This window comes from Agathobacter ruminis, from assembly GCF_002735305.1.
In the GTDB taxonomy this organism is placed as follows: Bacteria; Bacillota; Clostridia; order Lachnospirales; family Lachnospiraceae; genus Roseburia; species Roseburia ruminis.
The window spans coordinates 1-16,893 of the sequence record NZ_PDYG01000015.1 but is presented as its reverse complement, the minus strand read 5'-3'; the positions used below and the strand labels follow the sequence as shown (position 1 = coordinate 16,893).

Annotated in this window: 15 protein-coding genes and 1 riboswitch; of the genes, 14 read left to right on the top strand and 1 reads right to left on the bottom strand. The window is 43.6% G+C overall.

What is annotated here, in order from left to right; all coding sequences use genetic code 11:
• Positions 1 to 94: 94 nt before the first annotated feature.
• The 6 genes from CSX02_RS04310 to CSX02_RS04285 all read left to right on the top strand — a co-directional run bounded on the left by CSX02_RS04310 (position 95) and on the right by CSX02_RS04285 (position 7,548).
• Positions 95 to 1,033 (top strand): type III pantothenate kinase, encoded by a 939-nt coding sequence (locus tag CSX02_RS04310; protein ID WP_099385777.1) that lies wholly within the window; start codon positions 95 to 97, stop codon positions 1,031 to 1,033.
• Between the two features lie 142 nt (positions 1,034 to 1,175).
• The gene (locus tag CSX02_RS04305) at positions 1,176 to 2,162 is read left to right on the top strand and encodes a diaminopimelate dehydrogenase (RefSeq protein ID WP_031544191.1); all 987 of its coding nucleotides are present in this window, start codon (positions 1,176 to 1,178) and stop codon (positions 2,160 to 2,162) included.
• Positions 2,163 to 2,301: 139 nt separating this feature from the next.
• Complete coding sequence (hydE, locus tag CSX02_RS04300; RefSeq protein ID WP_099385776.1) at positions 2,302 to 3,354, top strand: [FeFe] hydrogenase H-cluster radical SAM maturase HydE; 1,053 nt, start codon at positions 2,302 to 2,304, stop codon at positions 3,352 to 3,354.
• 29 nt (positions 3,355 to 3,383) lie between these two features.
• Positions 3,384 to 4,826 carry a [FeFe] hydrogenase H-cluster radical SAM maturase HydG gene (gene hydG / locus CSX02_RS04295; RefSeq protein ID WP_099385775.1) on the top strand — a complete coding sequence of 481 codons (1,443 nt, stop codon included), beginning with the start codon at positions 3,384 to 3,386 and terminating at the stop codon, positions 4,824 to 4,826.
• A gap of 34 nt (positions 4,827 to 4,860) precedes the next feature.
• Positions 4,861 to 6,057, top strand: coding sequence for a [FeFe] hydrogenase H-cluster maturation GTPase HydF (gene hydF / locus CSX02_RS04290; protein ID WP_099385795.1), 1,197 nt, complete (start codon positions 4,861 to 4,863; stop codon positions 6,055 to 6,057).
• A 12-nt stretch (positions 6,058 to 6,069) separates the two neighbouring features.
• Entirely contained in the window at positions 6,070 to 7,548 is a 1,479-nt protein-coding gene (locus tag CSX02_RS04285; protein ID WP_099385774.1) for a 4Fe-4S dicluster domain-containing protein, read from the top strand.
• A 38-nt stretch (positions 7,549 to 7,586) separates the two neighbouring features.
• On the opposite strand, the gene CSX02_RS04280 is transcribed toward CSX02_RS04285, so the two are convergent.
• Positions 7,587 to 8,270, bottom strand: a complete 684-nt coding sequence (locus CSX02_RS04280; protein WP_099385773.1) for an energy-coupled thiamine transporter ThiT — start codon at positions 8,268 to 8,270, stop codon at positions 7,587 to 7,589.
• Between the two features lie 40 nt (positions 8,271 to 8,310).
• Positions 8,311 to 8,397: riboswitch (TPP riboswitch) on the bottom strand.
• Positions 8,398 to 8,692: 295 nt separating this feature from the next.
• Between CSX02_RS04280 and gdhA the strand changes: the two genes are divergently transcribed.
• The 8 genes from gdhA to CSX02_RS13730 form a co-directional block, all read left to right on the top strand.
• Complete coding sequence (gdhA, locus tag CSX02_RS04275) at positions 8,693 to 10,051, top strand: NADP-specific glutamate dehydrogenase (RefSeq protein WP_031544203.1); 1,359 nt, start codon at positions 8,693 to 8,695, stop codon at positions 10,049 to 10,051.
• Between the two features lie 145 nt (positions 10,052 to 10,196).
• Positions 10,197 to 12,050, top strand: a complete 1,854-nt coding sequence (locus tag CSX02_RS04270) for a leucine-rich repeat protein (RefSeq protein ID WP_189281340.1) — start codon at positions 10,197 to 10,199, stop codon at positions 12,048 to 12,050.
• Between the two features lie 16 nt (positions 12,051 to 12,066).
• Positions 12,067 to 12,756 (top strand): response regulator transcription factor, encoded by a 690-nt coding sequence (locus tag CSX02_RS04265; RefSeq protein WP_031544207.1) that lies wholly within the window; start codon positions 12,067 to 12,069, stop codon positions 12,754 to 12,756.
• On the top strand, positions 12,740 to 13,921 hold the full coding sequence (locus CSX02_RS04260; protein ID WP_099385771.1) for a sensor histidine kinase: 1,182 nt from the start codon (positions 12,740 to 12,742) through the stop codon (positions 13,919 to 13,921). The genes CSX02_RS04265 and CSX02_RS04260 overlap by 17 nt, the downstream gene beginning before the upstream one ends.
• Positions 13,922 to 14,036: 115 nt before the next feature.
• Entirely contained in the window at positions 14,037 to 14,756 is a 720-nt protein-coding gene (locus tag CSX02_RS04255; protein WP_099385770.1) for a polyphosphate polymerase domain-containing protein, read from the top strand.
• On the top strand, positions 14,749 to 15,429 hold the full coding sequence (locus CSX02_RS04250) for a DUF4956 domain-containing protein (RefSeq protein ID WP_099385769.1): 681 nt from the start codon (positions 14,749 to 14,751) through the stop codon (positions 15,427 to 15,429). The genes CSX02_RS04255 and CSX02_RS04250 overlap by 8 nt, the downstream gene beginning before the upstream one ends.
• 9 nt (positions 15,430 to 15,438) lie before the next feature.
• Positions 15,439 to 16,512, top strand: coding sequence for a carbohydrate-binding domain-containing protein (locus tag CSX02_RS04245; RefSeq protein ID WP_099385768.1), 1,074 nt, complete (start codon positions 15,439 to 15,441; stop codon positions 16,510 to 16,512).
• Positions 16,513 to 16,699: 187 nt separating this feature from the next.
• Positions 16,700 to 16,893 (top strand): hypothetical protein (locus CSX02_RS13730; protein WP_207653748.1); only part of this gene is annotated, 194 nt, incomplete at its 3' end.

The following is a 16,893-nucleotide window of genomic DNA, read 5'->3' as shown; positions in this document are numbered from 1 at the left end:
TTAGAAAAAAGATAAAAACGATAATTGCCCACATGAATATAGTGCGGTAAAATAGGTCTAGTGATTTGAAACCAATAATGAAGGAGAAGAACAAATGAAAAAATATGGATTTGGCGTTGATGTGGGAGGAACCACTGTAAAGATTGGATTCTTTGAGGCAACCGGAAAGATGTTGGATAAGTGGGAAATCAAGACCAATACAGAAAATAACGGCGTTGCAATTTTGCCGGATATCGCAAAGGCGTTAGAGGAGAAACTTGCAAAAGAAGGAATTGATAAATCTGATGTTCAGGGAATCGGAATCGGTGTTCCGGGACCGGTCAAGAATGCAAGTTATGTAGAGCGTTGCGTAAATCTTGGCTGGAGTGATGTCAATGTTGCTGAGGAACTTGGAAAATTAACAGGATTAAACGTAAAGGTTGGAAACGATGCGAATGTTGCAGCACTTGGCGAAATGTGGCAAGGTGGTGCAAAGGGTAGCAAGAACGTTGTAGTCGTTACCTTAGGAACCGGAGTTGGCGGTGGAGTTATCATCGACGGAAAAGTCGTAGAAGGATTTAACGGAGCCGGCGGAGAAATCGGACATATCAATGTGAATAAGACTGAGACAAAAGCTTGCAACTGTGGAGGCAAGGGATGCTTAGAGCAATATGCTTCTGCAACAGGAATCGTTCGTCTTGCAACCGAAAAGCTGGCAGCAGATAATGATGCAACTTCCCTTCGTGATCTTGCAGAAGTCACTGCAAAGGATGTATTTGATGCGGCAAAGGCCGGAGATGCTGTTGCAATCGGGCTGGTCGATACACTTGGAGAATATCTTGGCGGTGCACTTGCAAACATCAGCTGTATTGCAGATCCGGAAGTCTTCGTAATCGGAGGTGGAGTTTCAAAGGCAGGACAAATCTTGATTGATGCGGTTCAAAAGCATTTTAAAGAGCGTGCATTTTTCGCTTGTCGCAATACCCGTTTTGAATTGGCAACACTTGGAAACGATGCGGGAATGTATGGAAGTATGCAATTAATTCTTGAGTAGCAGAGAGTTGTATTTTAATCACAGAAAAAAGGTCTGCCTTTGGCAGACCCTTTTTGACTAAATAAAAAAAGTGTTGAAATTATTTTTGCTTGGGATTACTATATGATAGATTGGTTACAATTCATTTTAAAGGAGGAAACATATGAGTATCAGACTTGGTATTATGGGTTACGGAAACCTTGGAAGAGGTGTAGAAGTTGCATTGCAGGATGCACCTGACATGGAACTGGTTGCCGTATTTACCAGAAGAGACCCTTCGAGTGTAAAGATTTTAACAGAAAATATTCCTGTTGTATCCGTTTCAGAGGTTGAGAATTGGAAAGACAAGATTGATGTTATGATTCTCTGCGGAGGAAGCGCAACAGATTTGCCTGAAATGACACCACAGTATGCAAAGATGTTTACGGTTGTAGACAGCTTCGATACACACGCAAGAATTCCGGAGCATTTTGCAAATGTAGATGCAGCAGCAAAGGCTGCGGGAACCATCGGCGTGATTTCCTGTGGATGGGATCCGGGAATGTTCTCGTTGATGAGAGTATATGCAAATGCAATTCTTCCGGATGGAAAAGATTATACCTTCTGGGGCAAAGGCGTTTCTCAGGGACACTCTGATGCAATCCGCCGAATCGCAGGCGTGAAGAATGCAAAGCAGTACACCATTCCGGTTGACAGTGCTTTAGAGGCAGTTCGTAGCGGAAAGAATCCTGAGCTGACCACTCGTCAGAAACATACAAGAGAGTGCTTTGTTGTACTTGAGGATGGAGCAGATGCTGCAAAGGTAGAAAAAGAAATCAAGGAAATGCCAAACTATTTTGCTGACTATGATACCACCGTACATTTTATCAGCGAGGAAGAGTTGCTTACAAACCATGCAGGACTTGCGCATGGAGGATTCGTATTCCGTACCGGAAAGACCGGCGTAAATAAGGAGCACAATCATGTAATCGAATATAGCCTGAAACTGGATTCCAATCCGGAATTCACCACCAGCGTTTTGGTATGCATTGCGCGTGCTGCTTACAGGATGCGTCAGGAAGGACAGACGGGATGCAAGACCATTCTTGATATTCCACCTGCATATCTTTCCCCGGTAAGCGGAGAAGAATTAAGAGCACACATGCTCTAAAAAGACACATATGAATATGCGTGGCTTCGGCCACGCATTTTTTTGTACAGAAATAAAAACCCTGAAATTTAGCCACGGATGAGCAATTTATGTTATATTAAAATTGTTCAATATGAAATGCTAAATTATATGATTAGTCATGGGATTAGATGCAAAGACGTTATTAAACAAATTAAAAAAAGAGCACAGTCTTACGCTTGATGAGTATCGGTATTTGCTGGAACATCGGGATTGTGAGAGCATGGAAATAGCGGCCGGTTATGCCAAAGAGTTTCAAAATCAATATTATGGCAATCAGGTTTATATCAGGGGATTGGTAGAGTTTACAAATTTCTGCCGAAACAATTGCCTATATTGTGGAATCCGTAGAGATAATCAAAACTGCCAGCGCTACCGCTTGAACAAACAGGAGATTGTGGATTGCGCCAATGAAGGCTATGATATGGGCTTTCGCACCATCGTGCTTCAGGGTGGTGAGGATTTTGCATACAGCGATGATGATATTTGCGATATCATTCGCAGTATCCGGTCGGCTCATGAAGATTTGGTTGTAACACTTTCCATCGGTGAGCGCTCTCGTGAGAGTTACCGGCGATACTATGACGCCGGCGCAAGGCGATATTTACTGAGGCATGAGACTGCAAGTCCTGAGCTTTATGCCAAACTGCATCCGGCAGAACTTTCGTGGGAGCATCGCATGAATTGCCTAAAGGACTTAAAAGAAATCGGCTACCAGGTTGGCGCCGGATTTATGGTGGAGTCCCCGGGGCAGACCATGCGTGATCTTGCAATGGATTTGAAATTTGTGGAGGAGTTCAAGCCTGACATGTGCGGAATCGGTCCTTTTATTACGCATCAGGACACGCCTTTTGCAAATGAGCCGAGTGGTACGCTTGAGACGACATTGTTTTGTTTATCTTTGATTAGAATGATTTATCCTATGGTGTTGCTACCGGCTACCACAGCTCTTGGGACGATTCATCCAAGGGGGAGAGAAATGGGGATTATGGCTGGTGCAAATGTAGTAATGCCAAATCTGTCGCCTGCAAGCGTCAGAAAAAAATACGCTTTGTACGACAACAAGATATGTACGGGAGAAGAAGCTGCTGAGTGCCTGGAATGCCTAAAGCGGCGAATGGAAAGTATCCGGTATCAAATTGTTACTGACCCTGGAAACAGAGCAGGGTTATAGAAAATGTACAGATAAGTAAGGTGGGGAAAATGTACAATGTTAAATCGCTAAAAGCTGAGGAGTTTATAGACAATCAGGAAATACTTGACACGATTGAGTACGCTGAGGCGAATAAGTATAATTTTGAATTCATCGAAGAATTGCTGGAAAAGGCACGTCCTTTGAAGACTGCAGAAGGTTGCGTATGCAGGGGACTTACGCATCGTGAGGCATCCGTATTGCTGGCTTGTGACGAACCAAAATACATCGAAAAGATGTATCAGGTTGCACAGGAAATCAAGGATGCTTTCTATGGCAATCGTATCGTCCTTTTCGCACCACTCTATCTTTCAAACTATTGCATCAATGGCTGCGTCTACTGCCCATATCATGCAAAGAACAAACATATCGCACGTAAGAAACTCACGCAGGAAGAAGTAAAGGCTGAGGTAATCGCACTTCAGGATATGGGGCACAAGAGACTTGCAATTGAGGCAGGGGAGGATCCTGTAAACAATCCAATCGAGTACATCCTTGAGTGCATCAATACCATCTACAGCATTCATCACAAAAATGGCGATATCAGGCGTGTCAATGTAAATATCGCTGCAACAACAGTTGAAAACTATCGCAAGCTCAAGGAAGCAGGAATCGGTACATACATCCTATTCCAGGAGACATACAATAAAAAGAGCTACGAGGAACTTCATCCCACAGGGCCCAAGCATGATTATGCCTATCACACGGAGGCGATGGACAGAGCCATGGAAGGTGGTATCGATGATGTGGGACTTGGTGTTCTCTTCGGACTTGAGAGCTACAGGTATGAGTTCGCAGGACTTCTGATGCATGCGGAGCATCTTGAGGCTGTACACGGCGTGGGGCCGCACACAATCTCTGTGCCCCGTGTAAAGCATGCGGATGATATCGACCCGGAGGCATTTGACAATTCGATTCCTGATGAAATATTTACAAAGATTGCAGCATGCATCAGAATCGCAGTTCCATATACAGGTATGATTATCTCTACCCGTGAGTCTGAGGAGGTTCGTCGCAAGATGCTTCAGGTAGGGATTTCACAGGTTTCGGGAGGAAGCCGTACATCGGTAGGTGGCTACACGCAAGAGGAGCGCCCACATGATACAGAGCAGTTTGATGTCTCAGACCAGAGGACACTTGACGAGGTTGTCAAATGGCTCATGGAGACAGGCCATATCCCTTCCTTCTGTACAGCATGCTACAGAGCAGGACGCACAGGTGACAGATTCATGTCACTTTGCAAGACGGGCCAGATTATCAATTGCTGTCATCCAAATGCACTCATGACACTTACGGAATATTTGGTCGATTATGCTTCAGACGAGACGAAAGAAGTGGGCTACAAGATGATTGAAGAAGAGCTTAGGAAGATTCCAAAGGAGAATGTCAGAAAAACAGCTGCGGAAAACATTGAAGCAATCAAGCATTCTGACAGACGCGATTTCAGATTTTAGTGATAATCCAGGTAAGTATGTGGGTGAGGTTTATATGTCTTTAAACAGTACACCGAATGGCCAGCGTATACACATTGGCTTTTTCGGAATTAGAAATGCAGGCAAGTCCAGCCTCGTAAACAGGCTCACCAATCAGTCAATGTCTTTAGTGTCCGAACACAAGGGCACCACCACTGACCCGGTGAAAAAATCAATGGAGATTCTCCCGCTTGGACCGGTTGTGATTATTGATACAGCAGGCATTGATGATGAGGGAGAGCTCGGTGAGCTTCGCAAAGAGCGCACATATAAAGCGTTGAACGAGATGGATATTGTGGTGATGGTGGTTGATGCCAGAGCAAGCCATCTGACAGCGGACGAGATTGATTTTCTTACGATGGTAAAGGAGCGAAAGCTTCCTTATATCATCATCGAAAATCATGTGGATGAAGCAGCGGCCCATGATTATCCGGAGCTGGCGGATGAAAAGTTAATCTATATCGATGCCATAAGGGATGATATGAGTGCCGTGAAAGAAGCTCTGATGGCGCTTGCACCAAAGATGGCGGACCCTGCAATCGTCGCAGATTTAATTCCGGAAAAGAGTACCGTGGTTTTGGTAATCCCTATCGATGAATCGGCTCCAAAGGGGCGTATCATTCTGCCACAGCAGATGGTACTCAGAGACCTTTTGGATCATCATTGCAAGGCAATTTGCTGCCAGGTGGAAGAACTTGCAGAGGTATTACAGCAAAACAAACAAGTGTCTTTGGTCATCACCGACTCACAGGTATTCGAAAATGTAGCAAAAATCGTGCCGGCTGATGTGTCACTTACATCTTTCAGCATACTGATGGCAAGACACAGCGGAAGCCTGAATACACAGCTGAAAGGCATAGCTGCATTAAAAAGTTTAAATGATAAAGATGTGGTGCTTATAGCAGAAGCCTGCACACACCACAGACAGTGTAATGATATTGGTACAGTCAAACTCCCGGGCTGGATTCGAAAATACAGCGGCAAAGAAATCGAGTTTGATTTTACTGTGGGGAATGAATTTCCGGAAGATTTATCCAAATATAAATTAGTTGTGCATTGCGGGGGCTGCATGGTAAATGCTGCCGAAATGCAAAATAGAACAAAACATTGCATACAAAGCGGGGTACCTATCGTTAATTACGGAATGGCAATCGCACAATTTAATGGTATTTTGGACAGAAGTTTGGAAGTTTTTAAGGGCAAAACAGTGTAAAAGGAGGAGAATATGGTTACATCAGATCAAAGTATTGTCAGATTGAAGCACAGCATTATGGAAGAGGTCTGTAAACTGGCATGGCGCGGTGAGCTTGATGCAGAGCACAAGGAGGCTGTTTGCTACGAAATTATTCCCGGACCGAGACCGACATATCGTTGTTGCGTGTACAAGGAAAGAGAAATTGTAAGACAGAGAGTGATTCTTTCTTGCGCTGACAACCTTCCGACCAATCCGGATTCAAAGAATGTTGTTCAGGTTATTCAGCCGGCATGCGACGACTGTTCCATTGCATCTTATTCAGTGACCGATAACTGTCGTTTTTGTCTGGGAAAGGCTTGTCTCAATTCCTGCAAGTTTGGTGCTATCGTTCCGGGCGAAAGAAGAATGCACATCGACCCTGCCAAGTGCAAGGAGTGCGGTATGTGTGCCAAGGAATGTCCATATCAGGCTATTGTTCACCTTGTGAGACCTTGCAAGAAGGCTTGTCCGGTTGGCGCTATTTCTTATGATGAATATGGTCACTGCGTAATCGACGATGAAAAGTGTATCTCATGTGGTCACTGTATCCACAGCTGTCCGTTTGGCGCCATCGGTTCAAAAACATATCTTGTACATATCATCAAGGCGATTCTTGAAGGCAAAAAGGTGGTTGCCATGTGCGCGCCTGCCACAGAAGGTCAGTTTGGTGAAGATATCTCAATGGCTGCTGTAAAATCTGCATGCAAGAAGCTTGGATTCTACGACATGATAGAAGTGGGGCTTGGCGGAGATATGACAGCTGCATACGAGTCAGCTGAGTGGAGTGAGGCAAAGAAGGAAGGTCATCAGATGACAACATCCTGTTGCCCGGCCTTTATCAATATGCTTAGAAAGCACTTCCCGGAGCAGTTTGAAAACAACATGTCTTCAACGGTATCTCCAATGTGTGCAATCTCACGCTATGTAAAGGCTACTATGGGTGAGGATACGATTACGGTATTTGTCGGCCCGTGTATCGCAAAGAAGTCAGAAGCAAATGATAAGACAGTACCGGGAAATGCAGATTATGTAATCACTTATGGTGAACTTCGTGCAATGATGCGTTCAAAGGGTGTTGAGTTTGAACCGGTAGAGGAGGCATATCAGGAATCCTCTACATTTGGTAAGCACTTTGCATCTTCAGGCGGTGTTGCAAAGGCTGTAATCGAGTGTATGCAGGAGCGTGGAGAAAACACAGATGACATCAGGCTCATGCAGTGTGCCGGCGGAGCGGATTGTAAGAAGGCGCTTATGCTTTTAAAGAGTGGCAAGCTGGATGCTGACTTTGTCGAAGGTATGATTTGTGACGGCGGTTGCGTCGGTGGACCTTCTAAGCATAAGGCTGAGAAAGAAATTCTCAAAGCCAGAACCGGCCTGATCGGCAAGGCCGATGGACGTAAGATTCTTGAGAACCTTAAAAATTATCCAATGGACAAGTTCTCAATGTATCGAGATGGACATATGGAATAATATTAAAAAAATCCTGCCGGAAATCCGGCAGGATTTTTTTATTGCTGACTGGTTGTATCAGCTGCGATTTTTGCCAGTGCGTTTTTGACAGCAGGAATACTCAGGACAATGATGGTGATCACCATCTCTCCAAGGATGTAGCTGTAATTGTAGATAATCGAATAAACACTGTCGAGGTGATGTGTGTGGAACCATTCAGGCATGTAATCCATCCAGTAAATGTATCCGCCGATGGTATGGAACAGACCTCTTGCCAGACATGCTACAATATATCCGATGAGCAGACCGTTTTTCTTCCGAAACCAGAATCCTGCGATGCCGAGTGCGGTAAAAGCAAAGAAGTAATCACAGCAAATCTGAAACGGACTGAGGAAATAGCTGCTGCCGGTCTGGATAAATTGCAGGATGCTGTAGGCAAACGCAGTGAGAAATCCGACAGATACTCCATACAGATATCCGACATAACAGATAAAGAACATACTGAATAAGGTAATGGATCCGCCCATGAACCAGTCGAACTTGATGTAGCTGGTCAAAAATGCAAGCGCCAGTGAAATGCCTGCAAAGACAAGCGTGCGGGTGTTGAATGGTCCGGCTTTTTGCTTGCGCGCAGCAATGATGGCTGCGATGGCAATCGCCAGAATGCATACAATGACCAGTCCAGTCAATCCGGCTGTCTTTAGTGTGAAGTAACCGTCTTCTGTGTTGATAAAAAATGACATAAAAAAACCTCCTGAACATACTGCCGGAAGGTAAATCGATGATACCTTATGATTGCTTCCTTACGCCGGTATTATCCGGTTCAAGTAATAAGGGTATTTCTCAGCTTACGCACCCCTAGCAGTAATATATTTTGATAACTCAATATCAACGAATAATAGGTTAACTTATTTTATATGCACTGTCAACCCCGACTGAATTAAAAAATAAGGCTTTATAATTCCAGATTATGTCAAATAACACCGGGAGTTATAAAACGCATAAATTATAAAGCAAACTTTCAAAAATAGACTGATAATACTTAAAATAATTAGGAAAATAGGCGAAAAATGAATTTTTTGTTGTCTAATCTTGCATTTTGCTTTAGAATATTAACTATCGTACAAGAAAAATTAAAAACAAGAATGATAAAGGAGAATGAGACATGAGTTATGTAGATGAAGTTTTAGAGCAGCTGAAGAAAAAGAATGCTTCTGAGCCGGAATTTTTACAGGCAGCAACAGAAGTATTGGATTCTCTTCGTCCGGTAATTGATGCCAATGAGCAGTTGTATCGCAAGGAGGCAATCCTTGAGAGAATTACCGAGCCGGATCGTCAGATTATGTTCCGTGTACCATGGGTAGATGACAATGGACAGGTTCAGGTCAACAGAGGATTCCGTGTTCAGTTCAATAACGCAATCGGACCATACAAGGGAGGTTTAAGACTTCATCCTTCTGTAAACTTAGGTATCATCAAATTCCTCGGATTTGAGCAGATCTTCAAGAACTCTCTTACCACTCTTCCAATCGGTGGTGGTAAAGGTGGATCTGACTTTGATCCTAAGGGCAAGTCTGATCGTGAAATCATGGCATTCTGCCAGAGCTTCATGACCGAGCTTAGCAAATATATCGGAGCTGATGTAGACGTTCCTGCTGGTGACATCGGAACCGGCGCTCGTGAAATCGGATTTATGTTCGGACAGTACAAGAGAATTCAGGGAATGTTCGAAGGAGTATTGACAGGAAAAGGTCTTACCTGGGGTGGATCACTTGCCCGTACACAGGCAACCGGATATGGTCTGTTATATTTGACAGATGCACTCTGGAGAGATCATGGAAAGAGCTTGGAAGGAAAGACTGCAGCAGTTTCCGGATCAGGAAATGTAGCAATCTACGCAATCGAAAAGGCTCAGCAGCTTGGAGTTAAGGTTGTAACCTGCTCTGATTCTACCGGTTGGATTTATGATCCGGAAGGAATCGATGTAGCACTTCTTAAGGAAGTCAAGGAAGTGAAGCGTGCTCGTTTGACTGAGTATGCAGCTGCTAAGTCAAGCGCTCAGTACTTCGAGAAGAAGAACGGAGAGCACGGTGTATGGCAGTACAAGGTTGATCTTGCGCTTCCATGTGCAACTCAGAACGAGTTGGATCTTGAAGATGCTAAGATGCTTGTATCAAACGGTGTAACTTCTGTAACAGAAGGTGCAAACATGCCTACCACATTAGAAGCAACCAAGTACTTACAGGAGAACGGTGTTCTCTTCGTTGGTGGAAAGGCTGCAAACGCAGGTGGTGTTGCAACATCAGCTCTTGAGATGAGCCAGAACTCTGAGAGACTTTCTTGGACATTCGAAGAAGTTGACAGCAAGTTAAAAGGCATTATGGAGACCATTTATGCAAATATCTCCGATGCAGCAAAGAGATACAACATGACAGTTGGTGGAAACGACGACTATGTAGCAGGCGCAAATATTGCCGGATTCGAAAAGGTAGTAGATGCAATGCTTGCACAGGGTGTTTGCTAATTCAAGCGCCACGAACAAATCAGTCATATCAGGGACCTGTGAATGGATTTCACAGGTCCTATTTTGTTTGCCAATTCATTCAATATGGTGCTATAATCTTTTTGTTGGTCACATAAATGAAAACAGTGACCGGATAGGAGAGAATATGAAAACAAATCAAAAGAGAATTGGGCGTTTTGTATGTATTTTGTTTGCTCTTGTGTTTGTCATGCTGTGGAAGCCTGCAGTTACACAAGCGAATGCGTTGCCGACGACCATTGTGACGGAAAATGCAACTTATGTTTTGGACGAAAGTGGCAACATGGTATTGTCGGAAATTCATTTGAACGGCAATACGCTTACGATTCCAAAGACAGTGACCGCATCGGATGGGAAGGTCTATTCTGTATATCTTAATCCGGATACACAAATCACCTATGAGAGCAATGGACATACCTTGACCAAGTTGGTGATAGAAGGTGATGTAGAAAAAGATTTTTTTGCATTTAATAATGCTAATTATGCGATTTTTGAGTCATTAAAAGAAGTTACCATCAAGGGTGCGATTGACAACTTTGATGAATTGTTGTGGGAAAATGCAGAGTATGTTTCAATTGCCCGTTGTAAGAAAGTTGCCAAAAGTTGGAGCATTTGTTCTTTTAAGTTAAAGACGATTCAATTGCCGGAGGGAATCACTTCTCTGCCGGACTATGCATTCAATTCGTGCCATAATTTGCAAACGGTCAAATTCCCAAAGTCGTTGACCTCAATTGGCGAGCAGGCATTTTGCGACTGTAAGAGCTTGAAGACAATGACCATTCCTGATACGGTTACGACACTTGGAGATAGTGTGTTCCAGTCATGTATCAAGCTGGAGCGCGTTACAGTTGGCAAGCGTGTAAAGAAAATTCCGGAATGGACATTTAGCGGTTGTAAGAAATTTTATCAGCTGATTATCACGGGCAATCAGACAAGAGTGGAAGAAGATGCTTGGGATTTGGAGCGTGGCAACAATATTACCATTGTGGCGCCGAAATCTTCTTATGCGAGACAGGATGCACTGCGTAATCATTGGCAGACAAGTACTTCTACGAAAGTACAGATTGTATGCAAAGCACCAAAGACATTTGTCGGTGGTCGTATTGACTTTGTTGTTTTGAATGCACATGATATTAAAGTGACAAGCTCTAACAAATCCGTGCTTGCTGTCAGCGGAAAGAATTATTATGTAAAAGGCAAGAAAGCCGGAAGCGCGAATCTCGTGGTGACCTATAATGGCAAAAAATACAGCAAGAAAATTACAGTCGTGAAGCGTACGAAGAAAAATGTTTTGAATTTGATTTACAAGTATGCAGTGACGCCGGAGATGTCGGATTATGAGAAAGCCTGCGCGACCATCGAGTGGTTTGATCAGAATGTGGAACTCAAATGGGGAGTGTTTTTTGGCACACCGGTTGAGTCGACTGCAGATGGATGCCTTGTCAAAGGAAAGGCAAATTTATATGGCCTCTGTGATGCGTTTAGCGTCATCATGAAACATTATGGAATTGCAACATATACAGTGACTTCAAAAATCCGGGAGGCTGGACAAGGAACTTCTACGATTGTATGGTCTCAGGTCAAAATCGGCGGCAAGTGGTATCATTTGCGCTCGATGACAGGATATGATTATCGTACGACTAACTTCTTATTAAATACAAAGGAAGCCAGAAAAGCACACCGTGGTAAATGGAGTAAATACAAGACAGCAAATAGCAAATCATCATCGGTCAATAAACAAATCAACCATACCGGATATCAGAAAGCTGTTATTAATTACACAAGCGCAACCGTAAAAAGCGGAAAGTCGCTTGCAATCAAAGTGACCGGAACAAAGCAGCGTGTGAGCTATCGTTCTTCCGATACGAAGATTTTTACTGTAAATAAAAAAGGAGTTGTATCTGCCAAAGGCAAAGGTGTTGCAACACTTTATGTAACAATTGGAAAGAAGACATTCCCTGTAACAATTACTGTAAAATAGCAGGAGCCAAGATAAGATGAGAATATTGCTGGTTGAGGATGAAACCGCATTGGCGGAGCTGATTGCGGAACGGCTGAAAAAAGAACGATATCTGGTAGATGTCTGTGAAGATGGGGAGGAAGCACTGTTTCAGGCGCTCACCGGAATCTACGATCTGATTCTGCTGGATATTATGCTGCCACACAGGAATGGGATTGAAATTCTAAAGGAGATACGCGCGGAGGGAATTGCATCAAAAGTAATCATGCTTACGGCAAAAGGGGAGCTGGAGGATAAGCTTCTTGGATTCTCCGAGGGCGCCAATGATTATGTACCGAAGCCTTTTCACATCGATGAGCTTTTGGCAAGAATCAATGCGCAGTTGCGCGTGGCGACCATATCAAAAGAAGAATTACAATTTGGCAATCTCATTTTGGATTACCAGGTACCGGCTGTCAAAAATAGTTGTACCGGCGAACAAATCAAGATCAACAATAAGGAATTCCAGTTGTTGGAATATTTTATGATCAATCACAGCCGTGTCCTTTCAAAAGAAATGATTTTTGACCGGGTATGGGGAACGGACAGTGATACCTTGTCCAATAATCTTGAGGCATATCTTTCCTTTGTGAGAAAGAAGCTAAAGAGCATTGATGCAAATGTAACCATTAAGACAATTCGCAATATGGGATACCGAATGGAGACAATGGATGAAGGCACTGAATAGAAAGGTCTTTTGGACGCTTCTGGGGATACTGACATTGATTCTTGTAGTGGTATTGGCGGTGATGAATGTTACCAGCTATCGAAGAGAATATGAGAATGTCAAACGCAATCTTTTTATCATGGACAAAGGCGGCAGAGACTTTGAAAATATGATGATCATGGATTATGAGATTTATGTCGCGGAATTGACTCCGGAAGGTACGATTCTAAGGACATTTGCCATGGGAGAACCTGACGACGCATTTGATGCACAGTCTGCTGCCGAAGCAATTCTGGCAGCGTATCCGAGTGATACTGTGCATATTGAGAATCTATACGCGGGCAATTACTCATTTCATTATCGCAACAACAATTCCATTATCATTGCGAATGACGCAGTTGTTGCCCAAAAACTGTGGCGTGTGCTGTTAGAATCATTGGCAATCTTTGTCGTAATCGAGCTACTGATTGTCATGATTGCAAAAATCATGACTGGATGGATTACCAAACCGGCAAGGGAAGCTTTTGACAGACAAAAAGATTTTATCGCTGATGCCTCTCATGAGCTGAAGACACCGCTTGCTGTGATTATGGCTTCGGCGGATGAACTGCCGGAAGATGCGACAAACAGGAAATTGATTGCAAACATCAAATATGAATCAGAGCGGATGAAGAAGCTCATTGCAGAGTTATTGGATTTGTCACGGCTCGAAGATGGAATTACAGAAGCTGCTTATCAGGATGAAAATTTGTCCGGAATTGTCGAAAAAGCAGCATTGGTCTTTGAAGCGGTCGCCTTCGAGCAGGGGGTGGCGGTGGAAACCGCGATTACAGAATCTATCAGGCTGCATTGCAACCGGGAAGAAATCGAGAAGCTTGTCAGTATCCTGATGGACAATGCCATCAGACATAGTGACAGGAATAGTACAATTCGGCTGAACCTATATCGGGCGAAATCGTCAACGATGCTAGAAATAATCAATTGTGGAGAACCGATTCAGCAAGGGGAGGAACAGCACATCTTTGAGCGATTCTATCGTGCCGATCAGGCGCGTAGCAGGAATGAGAATCGATATGGTCTGGGTCTTGCAATTGCAAAGAAAATTGTGCAGAATCATGGCGGAACGATTCGTGCCGAATCAGATCGCACAGCACGCACGACGACATTTTGCGTGGAATTTAAATAATGAAGATTTCAAAAGAGGTTAAATATTTCATTTAACCTCTTTTTTTAATATTCATTTAAGGTTTGACCGGTATGATTGCATCAAGATAAGAAATGCATCAGGAAAGGAGGCACATATGGCTGAATATATTGAAACTTTTAAGCGAAAAGAAATCAAATACCTCTTATCCGGGGAACAGTATGAACAGCTATTTCCGTTTATGCAGGAGATGGCAAGCGTTGATCAATACGGAAAGACAAGAATCCAAAATATTTATTTTGATACCCCGGATTACCGGTTGATTCGTACCTCACTGGAAAAACCGATTTACAAAGAAAAGCTAAGGCTTCGCACTTATGGAGATACAAATGGGGAAACAAACTCATTTATAGAGATAAAGAAAAAGTATGACGGGATAGTATACAAGAGACGCGTATCCGGTGATTACGATCATACATTTCGTTATCTGATCGGCAAAGGACAGCCAATCGATGACTCACAGATTTCGCAGGAAATTGCAGGATTTCTTCAGATGTATCGAAACCTCAGGCCGGCGATGCGAATCGGATATGATCGCATTGCAATGGCAGGAATTGATGATCCCGGTTTTCGAGTCACTTTTGACACGAAGATTACCTGGAGTACGGATTGCCTGGATCTCAGAGAGCAGGAGAGAGGAAATCAGATTCTGGCGGATGGATGTCATTTGATGGAAATCAAAGTTAAGGATGCGCTGCCGCAAAAATTGGCACGCAAGCTCGCCGAATTATCCATTTTTCCAAATTCATTTTCAAAATACGGAAGAGGATATGAGGCTATGATTAGTAAAAAGAAAGGATTGGTAGGATATGTTTAATTTGTTATTTTCTTCAATAATATCAGATGGGACTTTTACAGGGGGAGAATTTTTTGTTTCGACAATTGTCGCATTGTTGTGCGGCCTTGTGATAGCATTCTCGTTTGGGATCAGGAATCGATGCTCGAAGAGCCTGGTGATTACGCTGGTGCTGCTTCCGGCAATCGTGGAATTGGTGATCATACTGGTAAATGGCAATATCGGTACAGGTGTTGCAGTGGCCGGCGCATTTAGTCTTGTCAGATTTCGTTCTACGCCGGGACGCGGACAGGAAATCACAGGAATTTTCCTGGCGATGGCTGTGGGATTGGCGACCGGAATGGGATATGTCGGAATTGCAGCAGTATTTACAATTATCATTTCCGGAATCCATTGGATGATGCATATGACAAAGTGGTATACAGGCAATGAGACTGTACGCACCCTTCGCATTACAGTTCCGGAAAATCTGGATTATGAGGGCAAATTTGAAGATATCTTTGAACAATATCTCGTAAGCTATCAATATGAGGAAGTAAAGACCAGCAACATGGGCAGCTTATATAAATTGACACTCAGCGTCGTGCCAAAGGCAAATATGTCGACAAAGGATTTTCTTGACGCGATACGAACCAGAAATGGCAATCTTGATATCAGCCTTGGTAGAAAGATTGAGAACACAGATAGTCTATAGGAGGAAAGAATGATGAAAAAACGCACAATGATTTTGGCAAGTGTGCTGCTGCTTTGCACATTAACTGCATGTACCGGTAAGCAGGAATCAACCGAAAGCACCACCATCAGCGAGTCGCAGCAGTCATATACATTACAGGATGGAGAAGATATCACCATCACATCCGCAGGAACCTATGAGTTTACCGGAGAGGCAAAAAATGTAACGATCACCATAAAAGCAGATGAAACTGATGAGGTGGAATTGGTATTGGATTCGGTGAGCATCGTAAACGACGAGGCTCCGGCAGTATATGTTGCGTCTGCGGACAAAGTATCTATTACAACAACCGACACCCAAAATAGTCTGCAGGTATCCGAAGAAAATGATCAGCTCGATGCTGCCATCTATTCAGAGGATGACCTGGAGCTCAATGGAGATGGAACCTTAACAATCACATCAGCGAGCCACGGCATATCTGTCAAAGACAGTCTGAATATTACCGGCGGCTCTATCAATATCACGGCTTCCAAAGATGGTCTGCATGCAGAGGACAATGATGATGATACTGTGGGATCAGTATCTGTGAGCGGCGGCGCTGTCAATATTACGGCAGAGGATGATGGCATTCACGCGACAACCACGGTCGAAATTGATGGAGGAACAGTTGATTTGACAGCAGCTGAATGCGTGGAAGGAACCTATATCAAAATCAATGGTGGTGATATTACCATCAACGCATCGGATGATGGCATCAATGCATCTCAGAAGTCATCTGCCTATACGCCAACCGTGGAAATCAATGATGGTTCTTTGAAAATCACAATGGGAGCCGGAGATACGGACGGAATCGATTCAAACGGCAATATTTATGTGAATGGAGGAACCATTGATATAACAGGTCAGTCCACGTTTGATTATGATGGGGAGGCAAAGGTAACAGGCGGAACCATCATCGAAAACGGAACAGAGACCAATACCATCACAAACCAGTCGTTCGGTGGACCGGACGGCGCCCAAAATGGAGGTGAAGGCAGATTCCCAAATGGAGATGGAAATGGAGGTCCCGGCGGTATGCGACCGGAAGAACCGAAAGCAAATTAGTGGCAAATTTGAATGTATAAAAAGCTTCTGAGAAGTGTGATATCAACCCTCTTTACTGGACATCAAAAGGGTTCAGTAAGGAGGGATTTTTATGATATAGGAGATTTCTCCGAAATCCCAATATCATAAAAATCGCTCCGCAATGGATGCGCACTCGCGCGATAGGAAAACCGTGCTCGGCGCGAGCATGTTGCAAGCAACATGCTTTCTTATGCGATACAGCTATGATGCGAAGAAAAATATTCTTTCAGTATCATTAAATGATGACTTATTACAGTCCTATTGTTATAATGCATCTGATGAGTTAATTCGCGTCAATGATCAGATCATGACATATCCTATACCTACAATTACGCAGGTATCCGTACATCCAAAACCGTA

Coding starts and splice junctions, on each gene's coding strand:
- CSX02_RS04310 (WP_099385777.1), top strand. CDS start 95: ATGAAAAAATATGGATTTGGCGTTGATGTGGGAGGAACCACTGTAAAG.
- CSX02_RS04305 (WP_031544191.1), top strand. CDS start 1,176: ATGAGTATCAGACTTGGTATTATGGGTTACGGAAACCTTGGAAGAGGT.
- hydE (WP_099385776.1), top strand. CDS start 2,302: ATGGGATTAGATGCAAAGACGTTATTAAACAAATTAAAAAAAGAGCAC.
- hydG (WP_099385775.1), top strand. CDS start 3,384: ATGTACAATGTTAAATCGCTAAAAGCTGAGGAGTTTATAGACAATCAG.
- hydF (WP_099385795.1), top strand. CDS start 4,861: ATGTCTTTAAACAGTACACCGAATGGCCAGCGTATACACATTGGCTTT.
- CSX02_RS04285 (WP_099385774.1), top strand. CDS start 6,070: ATGGTTACATCAGATCAAAGTATTGTCAGATTGAAGCACAGCATTATG.
- CSX02_RS04280 (WP_099385773.1), bottom strand. CDS start 8,270: ATGTCATTTTTTATCAACACAGAAGACGGTTACTTCACACTAAAGACA.
- gdhA (WP_031544203.1), top strand. CDS start 8,693: ATGAGTTATGTAGATGAAGTTTTAGAGCAGCTGAAGAAAAAGAATGCT.
- CSX02_RS04270 (WP_189281340.1), top strand. CDS start 10,197: ATGAAAACAAATCAAAAGAGAATTGGGCGTTTTGTATGTATTTTGTTT.
- CSX02_RS04265 (WP_031544207.1), top strand. CDS start 12,067: ATGAGAATATTGCTGGTTGAGGATGAAACCGCATTGGCGGAGCTGATT.
- CSX02_RS04260 (WP_099385771.1), top strand. CDS start 12,740: ATGAAGGCACTGAATAGAAAGGTCTTTTGGACGCTTCTGGGGATACTG.
- CSX02_RS04255 (WP_099385770.1), top strand. CDS start 14,037: ATGGCTGAATATATTGAAACTTTTAAGCGAAAAGAAATCAAATACCTC.
- CSX02_RS04250 (WP_099385769.1), top strand. CDS start 14,749: ATGTTTAATTTGTTATTTTCTTCAATAATATCAGATGGGACTTTTACA.
- CSX02_RS04245 (WP_099385768.1), top strand. CDS start 15,439: ATGATGAAAAAACGCACAATGATTTTGGCAAGTGTGCTGCTGCTTTGC.